Annotated in this window: 15 protein-coding genes; all 15 read left to right on the forward strand. The window is 30.2% G+C overall.

Features of this window, described 5'->3' with window-relative positions; translation table 11 throughout:
- Positions 1-48 precede the first annotated feature (48 nt).
- The 15 genes from ACEG17_RS05115 (at position 49) to gloA (ending at position 14,621) form a co-directional block, all read left to right on the forward strand.
- The gene (locus ACEG17_RS05115) at positions 49-693 is read left to right on the forward strand and encodes an O-methyltransferase (RefSeq protein WP_372582825.1); all 645 of its coding nucleotides are present in this window, start codon (positions 49-51) and stop codon (positions 691-693) included.
- A gap of 158 nt (positions 694-851) precedes the next feature.
- The gene (locus ACEG17_RS05120; protein ID WP_372582826.1) at positions 852-1,586 is read left to right on the forward strand and encodes an endonuclease/exonuclease/phosphatase family protein; all 735 of its coding nucleotides are present in this window, start codon (positions 852-854) and stop codon (positions 1,584-1,586) included.
- A 139-nt stretch (positions 1,587-1,725) separates the two neighbouring features.
- Positions 1,726-2,274 (forward strand): hypothetical protein, encoded by a 549-nt coding sequence (locus ACEG17_RS05125; RefSeq protein WP_372582827.1) that lies wholly within the window; start codon positions 1,726-1,728, stop codon positions 2,272-2,274.
- 244 nt (positions 2,275-2,518) lie between these two features.
- Complete coding sequence (locus ACEG17_RS05130; RefSeq protein ID WP_299573918.1) at positions 2,519-3,763, forward strand: glycoside hydrolase family 10-like protein; 1,245 nt, start codon at positions 2,519-2,521, stop codon at positions 3,761-3,763.
- Between the two features lie 332 nt (positions 3,764-4,095).
- A complete protein-coding gene (locus tag ACEG17_RS05135; protein ID WP_372582828.1) occupies positions 4,096-6,219 on the forward strand; it encodes a CASTOR/POLLUX-related putative ion channel in 2,124 nt (707 codons plus the stop codon).
- Between the two features lie 164 nt (positions 6,220-6,383).
- Positions 6,384-7,280: a F0F1 ATP synthase subunit A gene (gene atpB / locus ACEG17_RS05140; protein WP_372582829.1), complete on the forward strand. Its 897-nt coding sequence runs from the start codon at positions 6,384-6,386 to the stop codon at positions 7,278-7,280.
- Positions 7,281-7,418: 138 nt separating this feature from the next.
- Entirely contained in the window at positions 7,419-7,655 is a 237-nt protein-coding gene (atpE, locus tag ACEG17_RS05145; protein ID WP_021745099.1) for an ATP synthase F0 subunit C, read from the forward strand.
- Positions 7,656-7,714: 59 nt separating this feature from the next.
- A complete protein-coding gene (atpF, locus tag ACEG17_RS05150) occupies positions 7,715-8,209 on the forward strand; it encodes a F0F1 ATP synthase subunit B (protein WP_372582830.1) in 495 nt (164 codons plus the stop codon).
- A gap of 1 nt (position 8,210) precedes the next feature.
- Positions 8,211-8,738, forward strand: a complete 528-nt coding sequence (gene atpH, locus ACEG17_RS05155) for an ATP synthase F1 subunit delta (RefSeq protein ID WP_147005155.1) — start codon at positions 8,211-8,213, stop codon at positions 8,736-8,738.
- Positions 8,739-8,756: 18 nt separating this feature from the next.
- The gene (gene atpA / locus ACEG17_RS05160) at positions 8,757-10,262 is read left to right on the forward strand and encodes a F0F1 ATP synthase subunit alpha (protein ID WP_372582831.1); all 1,506 of its coding nucleotides are present in this window, start codon (positions 8,757-8,759) and stop codon (positions 10,260-10,262) included.
- Between the two features lie 15 nt (positions 10,263-10,277).
- Positions 10,278-11,138, forward strand: coding sequence for an ATP synthase F1 subunit gamma (atpG, locus tag ACEG17_RS05165; protein WP_006803458.1), 861 nt, complete (start codon positions 10,278-10,280; stop codon positions 11,136-11,138).
- A 59-nt stretch (positions 11,139-11,197) separates the two neighbouring features.
- Complete coding sequence (atpD, locus tag ACEG17_RS05170; protein WP_021745094.1) at positions 11,198-12,595, forward strand: F0F1 ATP synthase subunit beta; 1,398 nt, start codon at positions 11,198-11,200, stop codon at positions 12,593-12,595.
- Positions 12,596-12,694: 99 nt separating this feature from the next.
- The gene (atpC, locus tag ACEG17_RS05175) at positions 12,695-13,084 is read left to right on the forward strand and encodes an ATP synthase F1 subunit epsilon (protein WP_021745093.1); all 390 of its coding nucleotides are present in this window, start codon (positions 12,695-12,697) and stop codon (positions 13,082-13,084) included.
- Positions 13,085-13,176: 92 nt separating this feature from the next.
- A complete protein-coding gene (locus tag ACEG17_RS05180; RefSeq protein WP_372582832.1) occupies positions 13,177-14,175 on the forward strand; it encodes a DUF4912 domain-containing protein in 999 nt (332 codons plus the stop codon).
- Positions 14,176-14,237: 62 nt separating this feature from the next.
- Positions 14,238-14,621, forward strand: a complete 384-nt coding sequence (gene gloA, locus ACEG17_RS05185; protein ID WP_006803462.1) for a lactoylglutathione lyase — start codon at positions 14,238-14,240, stop codon at positions 14,619-14,621.
- Positions 14,622-14,739 lie beyond the last annotated feature (118 nt).

Genomic DNA, 14,739 nt, shown 5'->3' on the forward strand with positions numbered 1-14,739 from the left:
CAATTTTAAAGAGATGTTAGTATACAATAAAAGAAAAAAGGAAAATTTATGATAGAAAATTTTATAGAATCATCGAAATACGCACAGAATTTATTTAAAATAAAGAATGAAATTATACACGAGATAAAAAACGAAAGTTTAGATGAAAATGTGCCGATTATTACAGATGAAGTGCTAAATTATATGATTTTTACAGCTAGAAATATTAAAGCTGAAAATATTTTGGAAATTGGAACTGCGACAGGCTATTCAGGGCTATTTTTGGCACAAATCGCTAATGAAAATAGCGGATTTTTGACAACAATGGAAATTGACGAAATTCGTTATGGAAAAGCTGTGGAAAATTTCAAGAAACTTGGATTATTCGAAAAGAATAAGATGATTTTGGGAGATGCTTTGGAGGAAATTCCAAAACTTAATAAAAATATGAAATATGATTTTATTTTTATTGATGCTTCAAAAGGGCAGTATTTGAAGTTTTTTGAAATGAGTTATGAACTTCTCAATGAAAATGGAATTATTTTTATTGATAATCTAATGTTTCGTGGACTGGTTGCAACAGATAAGAAAGAAATTCCGAAAAGATATAAGACGATTGTAAAAAGGCTTAAAGAGTTTATAGAAAAATTGAATGAAGAGTATAATTTTGTACTGCTTCCGTTTGGAGATGGAGTTGGGATAGTAAAAAAATAAATGTTTATTATTTGATAAATTAAAATAAAAATGTGTAAAAAGTAGTGGAGTATTTATAGATACGTATAATTTGCTGCTTTTATTTTAAACTGGAATTGTTGTAAAGTAATTTTAATATAATACAATTTTTTAAATATGGGAAAGAGAAGTGAGAGGAAATGAAATTTCTTTTGTATAATATTCGATATGGAACAGGAAAGTATCTGAATCAGCCATTTAAGCATATACGAGGATATTTAGGGCATTCAGTAAAACACATTTATCGGATTGGGAAATTTATAAATAAGTATAAGCCTGATATTGTGGGACTTGTAGAAGTTGATCTTGGTTCATTTAGAATGTATAGCAGAAATCAGGCTACACTTCTTGGAAGAATTACTAGAAATAATAATGTTTATCAGTACAAATATGAGGAAGATTCCAACTATATGAAATTTCCGATGGTAAGAAAGCAAGGAAATGCATTACTTTCTAAAAAACCTGTTTTACGGGAAGAATTTCATTATCTGGATATTGGAATGAAAAAATTGATTATTGAGGTGGAAACAAAAGATGTAGTAGTATTTCTAGTTCATTTGGCACTTGGTGGAAAAACAAGACAAAAACAGATTGTGCAGCTTTACAATATTATAAAAAATTGTGGAAAGCCAGTTATAGTTGCTGGAGATTTTAATGTGTTCTGGGGAGAAGAGGAAATTGAGATGTTTTTACAGGCTTCCAATTTAAAAAATGTGAATACGAGGAAAGATCCGACTTTTCCAAGCTGGAATCCAAAGCGGGAACTTGATTTTGTACTTTGTTCAAAGGAAATAAAAGTAAAAAGTTATGAAGTTATACAAACACAGCTTTCAGATCATTTGCCAATATTAGTTGATTTTGAAATTATGCATTGATTATTAGTCTTTTACTTTTTGTAAAAAATATACAGGATATAAAAGAATGTACATCTACAGACATTTATTACAAATTATAAGTTAGTCAGAAAGAATTATATTGAAAGAATAAAAAAATCATAGTTAAATAGGGGGATTTATGAAAATTTTTAGAAAAATTATAATATCAGCTATTTTAATTAGCTGTATAATTTTTGGTGATTCAAATATTGAAAATAAAATTGCTCAGATTAGGAAAGATTATACAAGTACGAATGCTGTAAAAAATTATGTAGTAAAGGAAATTGAGGATAGTGAAAAGAGTACAGATGGTGGTGCTATAAAATATTATTTTCAAAATGGAACTATTAAAAAAATTATAACAGAATATTATAGTGAAAGCTGGAACAGTTTAACTGAATACTATATAAAAAATGGAAAAGTTTATTTTATTTATGATAGAACTCAAAAATATAATGTTCCGTATTATATAAATGCGAATTGGTATAAAGAAAACAATCTGAAAGTTGGAGAGGTTTTCAATAGTAAAAAATCAAAAATTAGTGAAAAAAGATACTATTTTGATGAGAATGAAAAACTGATTCAATATATTATCGGGAATAAAAGAATTGATGAAAATATTCAAAAATTGAAGGAAATTGAAAAAAATGTGTTAAGTGAGTATTTTAAAATAAAAAATAAAAATTAAACAGATACATTATAAATTTTCAATCTTTTTAGATTCATAGATTTTATAATTGAGAAATTGTGATATTATTTGAATTTATCAAAAAAATTTAAAGCATAAAATAAGAAATATTTTTATAACATAGATTGTATAATATATTACGACAAACTAAAAAAATATAAAAAAATAAGAATAATATGTTGAAAATTTGGGAAAAATGTACTAAAATGATATTGAAGATTTGACATTCAGAAAGGAGATATTGGTGAAATCAATTATAAAAAAAATATCAGTATTAGCAATTACGGTTTTAATGGCAACTACATTAAATGCCTCTAATATTATTATGGGAAATAATCATAATGCATCAAAAATTGATAATCAAAAAGTAACGAAAAGCAAAGAATTAAGAGGAGTATGGGTAGCCAGTGTAAGTAATATTGATTGGCCGTCAAAAAAAGGACTTAGTGTTGAGCAGCAAAAAAGAGAATTTTTGACAATTCTTGATAATGTGAAAAAATGGAATATGAATGCAGTATTTGTGCAAATTAAGCCATCAGGGGATGCTTTTTATCCATCTAAATATGCACCTTGGTCTGAGTACTTAACAGGGACTCAAGGAATAAATCCAGGATATGACCCACTAAAATTTATGGTAGAAGAAGCACATAAAAGAGGGATAGAATTTCATGCATGGTTTAATCCATATAGACTTTCGGTATCTAGTTCAAGAGATAAATTATCAAAAGATAATATTGGACGTAAAAAACCAGAATGGACAGTAGCTTATGGAGGACAATTGTACTTAAATCCAGGTATTCCTGAAGTTAATGATTATGTTGTGAACAGTATCGTTGAAGTTGTAAAAAATTATGATGTTGATGGTGTTCATATGGATGACTATTTTTATCCATATAAAGTTAAAAATCAAGAATATCCTGATTCTGCACAGTATCAGAAATATGGACATAAATTTTCATCAGTTGGTGACTGGAGAAGAGACAATGTAAATAAATTAGTTGAGAAATTGCATTCTTCTATAAAAAAAGAAAATGAAAATGTAGAATTTGGAATAAGTCCTTTTGGAGTATGGAGAAATGCGTCTACTGATCCATCTAGAGGTTCTGAGACAAAAGCTGGAGTTCAAAACTACGATGATTTATATGCAGATATTTTATTGTGGATGAATAAAGGGTGGATAGATTATGTAGCACCGCAAATTTACTGGAATCAGGGGCATAAAGCTGCTGAGTACAATACACTTGTAAAATGGTGGAGTAAATATGCAGGTCAAACAAAAACAAATCTATATATAGGACAAGCTGCATACAAAGTTAATGATTGGCAAAATGCAAAAGAATTAATAAATCAGGTAAATTTCAACAGAAATTATCCAGAAGTAAAAGGAAGCATATTCTTTAGCTATAAATCATTATTAACTAATCCTAAAAATGCAACAAGCAGTTTAGCACAAGGGCCTTATGCTAATAGAGAAAATCAAGGATTCTAATTACAGAAAAAAAGATTAAAGAAAAGGAGAAATCAGTAATACTGAAGTTGTTATGACTTCAGTAGTGCTGATTTTTTTATAATTTATAAAAAATTTGAATAAAATTTGAAAAATATAAAAAATTGGATATAATATAGAGTGTAAATATAAAAATAAGTTTGTGTTTTTTGTAAGGCAGTTTTTCAAATTGAATAGAAAAATTTAATTATAAACTCAAAAAATATCAAAATCTTGTTTGAAAAAATATTTATTTTATCTTATAGTTTGTTATTAAATAAATTTATATATAGCTTAAAATATTTGAAATGGATTAAAAACAGGAGGAAAGTACTATGAAAAAAGAATCTGATTCTTTTAACAGAATTAAACTGAAAAACAAAATACAGGGAATGTTAGAAGACACACTATCCAAAGGGACTGTATCAATAATAGCATGGCTTGCTGTAACAATGATTCTTACAGTTGTTGTATTTTCATTTGTATTAGTTTTGATGAATTTGAGGCCTGATAATGAAACTGGAAGTTTAAGTTTAATTGAAGCGATTTGGCAAAATTTCTTGCGTGTAATAGATCCAGGTGGTTTGCAAAATGACAGATTATGGGGATATAGAATTGTGTCAGCTGTAGTTACGTTACTTGGAGTATTAATCTTTGGTGCATTAGTTGGAGTTTTGACAACAGGGCTTGATAATTTATTTATTGAAATTCGTAAAGGAAAAACAGAGATTGTAAAAAAAGATTTTACGCTTATTTTGGGATGGAATCCGACAATATTTAAGATAATAAGTGAACTGGTGATTTCAAATGCAAATCATAAAAATAAAAAAATAGTGATACTTTCTAAAAATGATAAAATAAAAATGGAAGACGAAATAAATTTAAGAATAAATCAAAAAGAACTTTTGAAAAATTTTTATAATTCTCTAGATGGAAAAAGTCATAAAACTTATCAAACTAAAATATATTGCCGTTCAGGAAGTATAATAGATATAGATGACTTAAATATTGTTCATCCTGAGAACGCAGAATCAATAATTATACTTTCCTCAGAAGAAGATAGAGAAGATATAAATACTATAAAATGTATTTTAGCGTTAAGAAAAAAAGCTAAAAAGATAATTACAGAAATAAAAGATGAACATAATAAAGAACTGATGGATTTTTGCTTCCAAAATGAAAAAAATCAGAATATACTTTATATTCCAAGTGAAAAGTGGTTATCACGGATTACAGCACAAGCAAGTAGACAGCCAGGATTTAGTGTTATTGCAACAGAAATTTTAAATTATGATAATGATGAAATTTATTTTTCTAAAATTGGTAAGGAGCTAATAGGAAAAACATTTAAGGAAATTTCGTTAAATTGCGTTACAAGCATTGTATTAGGAATATGTAAGAAAAATTTGGATAAAAATAACTTGAAAGAAATTTATCAAAAAGAAATGGCAGAGGGCAAGTTATCAGGAATACAAAAAAATATAATTTTAAATCCTTACGAAAAATTTAATAATAATATAATAGATGGTGAAAATATAGGATGTGTAATAGAGGAAGGAGATGAGCTTATTCTTTTTCAGTCTGACGATGGTTATCCTGAATTCCATTTTGAAGAGTTAAAAATAGAAAAATTTCAATGGAAAAGTGGTACGGAAGATGTAATTTTGCCTAAAAGCAAGACATTAATTTTAGGGTATAATAAAAGAATATATAAAATAATTGATGAACTTTACGAATATGTGAGTGTAGATTCAGAAGTTCATATAATTGCAAAGATGGATAAGGAAGTGGAAAAACATTTAAAGGATAATTTGGGGTACGAAAATGTAAAAAATGAAGATATAACAGATTACAGAATTTCTGAAAAAGAGTATATTGAAGAAAAATTCAATCTTGAAAGTTACGAAAGTATTATAATTTTAGGTTATGACGAACTTGAAACACAAGAAAAGGATGCTAAATCAATGCTTACAATGTTATTAATAAAAAAAATGCTGGAAAAAAACAGTAAATCTTCATTGAAGGAAAAAAGTATTGTTATCGAAATATACGATGAAAAAAATAGAGAAATCGTAGAATTAACAGAAGTATCTGATTATATAATAAGTGACACTATAATAAGTTCAGTAATTAGTCAGCTGTCTGAAGAAAAAAGACTTTATTATGTTTTTGATGAATTATTTAGTGGAGAAGGCTGTGAAATTTATATGTTTTCAGCAGATAACTATATTGAAAATTTTGACAGAGAATATACTTTTAAACAACTTTCTACAATTGTAGCAAATGAAGAAACTATTTTATTAGGATATAGAGATATGGATGAAAGAGTGGAAAAGAAAAATGATTATGGTGTTCATTTAAATGTAAACAAGAATAAGAAAATCAAATTAAATAAAAATGATAAATTAATTGTACTGTTTGAAGGAGGCAATGAGAAAAACAAAAAGAAAGTGATTTAATTAATTTGCTATTTGATATAGTAAAATACAGAGAAAAGCTCTTAAATAAAGGAATAAATGGAATAAGAATAAAATTTGCAAAATAAATTCAATTGGAGTATAATAATTCTAGGTAACAAAGAATATTGAATCTTTGCTCAAAGTTGGGAGAAAGGAGGGAGATAATGAAAAATAAAATTTTAAAATTTTTGGGATTTTTATTTCTTATGATGATTGTTGTGAATATAATTTTATCAATTATTTCCACATTTTTACCAGTAAAATTTGAATCACCAAGTTCAGTTGTTGAAGCACCGCATTATTTTAATTTTGTTTTTTGGAACTTTAAATTTTCGCTTAGCCAGACAGTACTTAATACTTGGGCAGTTATGCTGATAATTATATTTATCGTAAGAGCAGGGACAAAGAATATAAGTGTAGAAAAGCCTAGTAAAATGCAAATTGTTATGGAAGAATACTATCATTTTATTGAAAATACCTTTTTAACTACCTTTGGAAAACATAAAAAAACTTATATACCATTTTTTGCAGCATTGTTTGCATCTATAATGTTTTCGAATTTAAGTACTTTCCTATTTCCATTTATTATGATGTCAGTTAAGGAAAATGGAATTAGAACAGTAAAACCATTTTTTAGAACGCCAACAGCGGATCCAAATACGACAATTGGGCTATCACTTGTGGTAATTGTTGTTTTCTTGGCAGTTTCTATAAAGCAAAAAGGTCTAAAGGGATATATAAAATCATTGTTTGAGCCAATGTGGTTTATGTTTCCATTAAATATTGTGGATATTTTTTCAAAAGTACTGAACACTTCAATGCGGCTATTTGGAAATATGCTGGCAGGACTTGTAATTGTAGGACTACTATATAGCCTTGTTGGACGTGGATTGCTTCAGTCTATGACAAATAATATGTTAAAGGGAAGTTTTTCGTTTTCAGTTGGATGGCCAATGCTTATACAACTATATTTAGATTTATTTATCGGTATAGTACAGGCTTTTGTATTTACAATACTTTCTTCAGTTTATATAAGTGAAGCATTAGGTGAGGAAGAATAGAATTAAAAATTATAGTTTTGTAATTCTTTTATATGTTCAAAGTCTTTAATTTTAGAGATTTTGTATAAATAAGAGCATTATGATATAAAAATTATGTTTAATAAAAAATAAATTAATAAAAATTAGGAGGATTAGAGAATGGAAGGAATAGTTCAAGCAGCAGCTTTATTAGGAGCAGGAATTGCAGCGATAGGAGGAATTGGAGCAGGATTAGGTCAAGGGATTGCAACTGGTTATGCAGTAGAGGCAGTATCAAGACAGCCTGAAGCAAAACAGGATATTATGCAAACATTAATTACAGGGCTTGCGATTACAGAGTCATCAGCAATTTATGCGTTAGTAATAGCTTTCTTGTTAATTTTCTTAAAAGGGTAAGAAATAATAAATTTTAGAGAAACAAAAATAGGATTAATAATGTAAATTAAGGAGTAAATATGAATGAAGGAGCAAGATTAGTAAACATTGATTTTACGATGGCTATTCAGATAATAAACTTTATAGTATTAGTCTATTTTTTTTCACGAACTTTTGCAAAAAAGATTGATAAAGTGCTAGAAGATAGAAAAAAACTGGCTTTGTCTGAAATGGAAATTGTTGAAAACGAAAAGGAAAAATTGGAAGAACAGAAAAAAACAATGGAAAAATTGAAAAAGGAATCCAAAAGACGTGCCAATGATATTCTAATAAAAGCCGAAAGACAGGCAGATGACAGAAAAGATCAGATTGTATCACAAGCTATGAGTAATCGTGAAAGAATGATGATGAAGGCTGAAGCTGATATTGAGAAAATGCGGCAAAATGCTAAATTTGAACTTCAGAAGGAAGTTGGGGAAATGGCAGTTGAACTTGCAGAAAAAATCATTAAGGAAAATATTGATGAAAAGCAGGATGAAACTATAAATAAGTTTATTGATGAGATAGGAGATTAAAATGGCTAGGGATGAGATTGCAAAAAGATACGCATCAGCAATTTACAATATAGCAAAATCTTCTGACAGTATAAATGAAGTTAGGGAAGTACTGAATATTTTTATGGAAAATTATGAGGAAGAGGAGGAATTTAGAAAAATTTTGGAAGATCCTCTCAAAAAATTTTCAGAAAAAGAAAAGTTTTTAGAAAAATCGTTTGACCACTTTACAAAAGAATCGCTAGGGATAGTTAAATATATCGTAAGAAAACAGCGTCTATCATTAGTTGGAGATATAAAGGAATATTTTTTAAAACTTTATTATGAGGAAAATAACAAACTTCCAATAACTGCTATATTTGCAAAGGAGCTATCAGAGAAACAAAGGGAACTGCTAATAGAAAAACTTGAAAAAAAATACGGTAAAAAAATTGTTTTAAATCTTGAAGTTGATAAAGAAATAATCGGTGGAGGGATTTTAAAAATTGGGAATGAAGTTATTAACGGTTCAATAAAAAATCAGATTGAAGAAATGAAGAAAAATTTTTAGAAACGGAGGTGCTTTTCTTTGAGAATCAAGCCAGAAGAAATAAGTAAAATAATCCGAAGCGAAATCGAAAATTACAAAAGTTCACTGGATATTTCCAATACTGGAACAGTCTTGGAAGTAGGAGATGGAATTGCCAGAATCTACGGATTAAGTGACGCTATGGCAGGAGAACTTTTAGAGTTTGAAAATGGAACTATCGGAATGGCGCTAAATTTGGAAGAAAGTAACATTGGAGCAGTAATTTTTGGAAAGACACAAGGGATAAAAGAAGGAAGCATAGTAAAGGGGTTAGGAAAAGTAGCTGAAGTTCCAGCTGGAAATGAGCTGCTTGGAAGAGTAGTCGATGCACTTGGTAACCCAATTGATGGAAAAGGGACGATAACAGCTGATAAATATATGCCGATTGAGAGACAGGCATCAGGAATTATCGCAAGAAAACCTGTTACACAGCCTATGCAGACTGGAATAAAGGCAATAGATGGAATGTTTCCGATTGGAAAAGGGCAAAGGGAATTGATAATTGGAGATAGACAGACTGGAAAAACAGCGATTGCGATTGATTCAATTATAAATCAAAAAAATAATGATGTTATATGTGTTTATGTCGCAATTGGACAAAAAAGGTCTACAGTTGCACAAATTTATAAAAAACTTGAAGAGGCAGGTGCATTGGAATATACGATTATTGTTGCAGCTACTGCTTCAGAATCAGCACCACTTCAATATTTAGCACCATATTCAGGGGTTGCTATGGGTGAATATTTTATGGATCAAGGAAAAGATGTGCTAATAGTTTATGATGATTTGTCAAAACATGCGGTAGCTTACCGTGAAATGTCATTACTGTTGAAAAGGCCGCCAGGAAGGGAAGCGTATCCAGGAGACGTTTTCTATCTTCACTCAAGACTTCTTGAAAGAGCAGCAAAATTAAGCGACAAACTGGGTGGAGGTTCAATTACAGCACTTCCAATTGTAGAAACACAGGCTGGGGATATTTCGGCATATATTCCGACAAATGTTATTTCAATAACAGATGGACAAATATTCTTGGAAACAGATTTATTTAATTCAGGATTCAGACCAGCGATAAATGCAGGAGTTTCTGTATCAAGAGTTGGAGGAGCAGCACAAATTAAGGCTATGAAGCAAGTTGCTTCGAAAGTAAAACTGGAACTTGCCCAATACAATGAATTATTAGCATTTACGCAGTTTGGATCAGATTTGGATAAAGCAACTAGAGATCAGCTTAACCGTGGATCTAAAATTATGGAAGTATTAAAGCAGCCACAATATACTCCATTTAAAGTTCAGGAACAAGTAATTTCGTTTTACTGTGTAACAAATGGATATTTTGATGATGTTCCAACTGAAAAAGTCAGAACATTTGAAAAAGATCTGATAGAAGCACTTAAAAATAATTCAGAAATTTTAACTGAAATTCGTGAGAAGAAAGAATTAGACGATGAAATGAAAAGCAGACTAGATGAATTTATAACGAACTTTAAAAAAGAATATGTGTGGTAAAGCAGGTGAAATGATATGTCAGCAAATATGAAAGAAATAAAGGAACGTATTGACAGTGTAAAAAATACAAGCCAAATAACAAACGCAATGAATATTGTTTCTTCTACAAAATTTAAAAAATTTCAGGTTTTAACTCTAAAATCTAGAAACTATGCATATGCTGTAAATGAGGCTTTTGATAATTTAGTTGCAAGTCTTAAGGGAAATAAATTTGTAATTTTTGATGGAAAGCCAGAAGTTAGAAGAGTCGGAATTATAGTGATGACATCAGATCGTGGGTTATGTGGAAGCTTTAACTCAAATACTTTTAGAAGGCTTGAGAGCATGAGAAAGCAGTTTGAGAAGGAAGGAAAAGATGTTTCAGTTGTAACAATTGGAAGAAAAGCAAAAGAATATTGTAAAAATCGGGATATCAATGTGGATAGTGAGTATACACAGATGATTCCAGAAACAATGTTTGAAACTGGTAAAAAAATCAGTGAAGATGTAGTGCAGTTTTATTTAAACGATTTTTATGATGAAGTCTATATGATTTATTCAAAATTTGTATCAGCAGTTGAGTATAATATTCAGGTGGAAAAATTGCTTCCAATAGAAAAAAAGGAAGGATTGCCAACAAAGGAATATGTGTTTGATCCGTCAGAGGAAGAAGTGTTGAACTCGTTTGTTCCACAAGTTTTGAATATAAAATTATATCAGTCGTTACTTGAAAATTCGGCAAGTGAGCATTCAGCTAGAATGTCGGCAATGAAACAGGCTAACGATAATGCTTCTGAAATGATAAGAAATTTGGAAGTGCAGTATAACCGTGAAAGACAAGGAAAAATAACACAGGAATTGACAGAAATTATAAGTGGTTCTTTAGGAGTGCAGTAATTATTTTTACAACCTTAAAGAATCTGAGCATAAATTAAGAAGGAGGTTAAAGGTAACCGATGAATAAAGGTAAATTAGTGCAAGTTATTGGGCCAGTTATAGATGTAAAATTTGAAAAAAAATTGCCTGATATTTATAATGCACTTGAAGTGTATAAGGAAAACGGAGAAAAATTAGTAGCTGAAGTTCACGCCCACAACGGAAACAATGTTGTAAGAGCAGTTGCAATGTCTGGAACTGAAGGATTAAGACGTGGACTGGAAGTTATTGATACTGGTAAACCAATTCAAGTTCCCGTTGGAAGAGCTACATTGGGAAGAATTTTCAATGTACTAGGAGAAGCAGTTGATGATGGTGAAAAATTGGATGCAGATGTGTTAAGGGAGTCTATCCATAAGGATGCACCGTCTTTTGAACAGCAAGGAACAGATTCTGAAATACTTGAAACAGGAATAAAAGTAGTAGATTTACTTGCTCCATACTTAAAAGGTGGAAAAATTGGACTGTTTGGAGGAGCAGGAGTTGGAAAGACAGTATTAATTCAGGAATTAATTAATAATATTGCCAAAGGGCATGGAGGGCTTTCTGTATTTGCAGGAGTTGGAGAGCGTACACGTGAGGGACGTGATTTATATAACGAAATGACAGAAAGTGGAGTTATTGATAAGACAGCATTAGTGTATGGACAAATGAATGAACCACCTGGTGCAAGACTAAGAGTAGGGCTTACAGCACTTACAATGGCGGAATATTTTAGAGATAAGGAAGGGCAAAACGTGCTTTTATTTATTGATAATATATTCAGATTTACTCAGGCAGGATCAGAAGTATCGGCACTGCTTGGAAGAATGCCATCAGCCGTAGGATACCAGCCAAACTTGGCAACTGAAATGGGAGCCTTGCAGGAAAGAATAACATCAACAAGCACAGGTTCAATTACATCAGTACAAGCTGTATACGTGCCAGCAGATGACTTGACAGATCCGGCACCAGCAACAACATTTGCCCATTTGGATGCAACAACAGTATTGTCAAGACAAATTGCATCACTTGGAATTTATCCAGCAGTAGATCCTCTTGATTCAACTTCAAGAATACTTGAGCCTGAAATTGTTGGAAATGAGCATTATAAAATTGCAAGGGAAACTCAGAAAGTATTACAAAGATATAAGGAATTGCAAGATATTATAGCAATTCTGGGAATGGATGAGCTGGATGAAAATGATAAATTAACAGTAAACCGTGCTAGAAAAATCCAAAGATTCTTTTCACAGCCTTTCTCAGTAGCAGAACAATTTACAGGAATGAAAGGTAAATATGTGCCTTTAAGAGAAACAATACGTGGATTTAAGGAAATATTAGACGGTCTTCACGATGATTTACCAGAACAGGCATTTTTATATGTTGGAACTATTGACGATGCAGTTGCAAAAGCACGAGAACTGATGAGTGAATAATTTTTAAAATAATATTTAATAGAAACAGGGATAATACACTCCCTGTTTTCCAATACTTAAAGTTAAAAGTAAGCATACTTTGGAACGGAAGGAGGCTTTATGGCAGCAGAATTTATTTTGGAAGCAGTAACTCCAGAAAGACTAGTTTTTGAAAAGCCTGTTGAATTTGTAAAATTACGTACAGAAAATGGAGATATCGGAATACTTGCAAAGCATATTAATTATATTACACCAATTGGTGCAGGAGAAATGCTTGTTCGTGAAAAAGATAAGGAAGATGTCACATACTATCTGGAAGGTGGATTTTTGGAAGTAAGACAAGATAAAGTTGTCATTCTAGGAGTAAATATTGTTGAGGCAACTAAGGCAGAAGCTGAAAGAATGGCAAGGGAAGTAGCAATTGAAAGAGCAAAAAGACAAAAAATACAGGAAGATCAGGATATTTTAGGAACGAAAAAACGTATTAAGAGCAATTTGAGCAGGAAATAAATTTTGAAATTCTAAAAAATGTGGTATAATATGTATAAAATATAGTTAATTTAGTAATAATTTTAAATAAATGACGTAAAGGTGGTATGGGAATGGAGCAAATAAAAAAAAATAGAAGCAGAACACATTATAGAAATTACGTAAATGAAAAATTAACTGGAAATATAACAAGAAATTTGAACAGACTGGAAAGATTTATTTCGCTTGAAGTTATTGAAAAGGAAATTATTGAAAGAGTTTTAATAAAGTACTTTTTGATAAAGAGAAGCAGAACGTTTTATAGAAATTTTGTAAATAAAAAATTGGTAGGAAGCCTAGGAAAAAGATACAGAAAATTTTTCAAGGATATAGACTTTAATTATGAAAAAATTTCGCCAGATCAGATAAGACGTAGATATACTGAGACTGAAATTAATCGTTCAAAATATGCAAAAGGTGTAGAATTTGATGGAAAATCCGACCATGATGATATTTACTTCGATAAGGCTCCATTACCAGCATCATATTTTGTAGATGAAATCGTTCTAATGCCAAAAAATCCTACAACACTATATGTTTATTGGGAAATTCGCGATGATACTTATGAAAGATTGGCTTCAAATAACGGAATTATTGACAATGTAGTTATAAAACTTTACAAAGACGGAAAAGAATACAGAAAAATTATAAGACATGAAAGAATAGGATCTCATTATATTACTGAAATTGATGTAGATCAGCAACATTATGAAGCTTCTATCGGGTATGAAGACCAGTACGGGAACTACTCTGAAGTAGCTCACTCAGTAGAAGCAATCTCACCAAATGACAAAGTTTCTGATAATATTGATTTATCGTGGGGAACTGTAAAACTTGATAAAAATACAAATCAGCTTATAAAATATATAAATACTCCAGTTTCAACGCCAGAAGGAAGAGAGCTTTTAGGAGTACCTGCAGATTATGATGTGGATGAAAATAATGAATTTATAATTGAAGTTATAGAAAGATTGACAAAAGTAGGAGCTTCAGAATCATTAATCGAAAGAAAAGTGATAAAAGGAAAACTTCCAAATCTTAGACTGGATATGGGTGGTTCAAGAAGCAGTTAGAACATTTTTATAAATGTTTTTATAAATGTTTTTATAAAAATTAGAATTAAAGGAGATTTAAAATGGCAATGTTAAATATGCTGCACGCTTGTTTACGTGTAGAAAATTTAGAAAAATCTATCGAATTTTACGAAAAGGCATTTGGATTTAAGGAAGATCGACGTAAAGATTTTCCAGAACATAAATTTACTATTGTTTATTTGACTCTTCCGGGAGAAAGTTTTGAAATTGAGCTGACTTATAATTATGGTCACGGTCCATATACAATTGGTGACGGTTTTTCACATCTGGCAATTGCTTCGGACGACTTGGAAGGAGATAATGAAAAACATAAGGCAATGGGATACAAGACAACAGATCTTATGGGCTTGCCTGGTAAACCTGGACATTATTATTTCGTAACGGATCCAGATGGTTACCGTATGGAAGTAATTCGTGCAGAATAAAAGTTAGCAATAAAACATATTTAAAGCAAATAATAGAAATATCATAAGAAAAGACCGAGATTTTCGGTCTTTTATAGTAAAACTATTTATACAAAATTTTAACAGGTGCAAGGAGAAA

Origin of the sequence: Leptotrichia hongkongensis (genome assembly GCF_041538065.1) — a bacterium.
GTDB lineage: Bacteria > Fusobacteriota > Fusobacteriia > Fusobacteriales > Leptotrichiaceae > Leptotrichia > Leptotrichia hongkongensis.

What these genes read in the sequence shown, in the direction of transcription:
- atpE (WP_021745099.1), top strand. Translation starts at nt 7,419, where the DNA reads ATGGAAGGAATAGTTCAAGCAGCAGCTTTATTAGGAGCAGGAATTGCA.
- atpD (WP_021745094.1), top strand. Translation starts at nt 11,198, where the DNA reads ATGAATAAAGGTAAATTAGTGCAAGTTATTGGGCCAGTTATAGATGTA.
- atpG (WP_006803458.1), top strand. Translation starts at nt 10,278, where the DNA reads ATGTCAGCAAATATGAAAGAAATAAAGGAACGTATTGACAGTGTAAAA.
- ACEG17_RS05125 (WP_372582827.1), top strand. Translation starts at nt 1,726, where the DNA reads ATGAAAATTTTTAGAAAAATTATAATATCAGCTATTTTAATTAGCTGT.
- ACEG17_RS05115 (WP_372582825.1), top strand. Translation starts at nt 49, where the DNA reads ATGATAGAAAATTTTATAGAATCATCGAAATACGCACAGAATTTATTT.
- ACEG17_RS05120 (WP_372582826.1), top strand. Translation starts at nt 852, where the DNA reads ATGAAATTTCTTTTGTATAATATTCGATATGGAACAGGAAAGTATCTG.
- atpC (WP_021745093.1), top strand. Translation starts at nt 12,695, where the DNA reads ATGGCAGCAGAATTTATTTTGGAAGCAGTAACTCCAGAAAGACTAGTT.
- ACEG17_RS05180 (WP_372582832.1), top strand. Translation starts at nt 13,177, where the DNA reads ATGGAGCAAATAAAAAAAAATAGAAGCAGAACACATTATAGAAATTAC.
- gloA (WP_006803462.1), top strand. Translation starts at nt 14,238, where the DNA reads ATGGCAATGTTAAATATGCTGCACGCTTGTTTACGTGTAGAAAATTTA.
- atpF (WP_372582830.1), top strand. Translation starts at nt 7,715, where the DNA reads ATGAATGAAGGAGCAAGATTAGTAAACATTGATTTTACGATGGCTATT.
- atpB (WP_372582829.1), top strand. Translation starts at nt 6,384, where the DNA reads ATGAAAAATAAAATTTTAAAATTTTTGGGATTTTTATTTCTTATGATG.
- atpH (WP_147005155.1), top strand. Translation starts at nt 8,211, where the DNA reads ATGGCTAGGGATGAGATTGCAAAAAGATACGCATCAGCAATTTACAAT.
- ACEG17_RS05135 (WP_372582828.1), top strand. Translation starts at nt 4,096, where the DNA reads ATGAAAAAAGAATCTGATTCTTTTAACAGAATTAAACTGAAAAACAAA.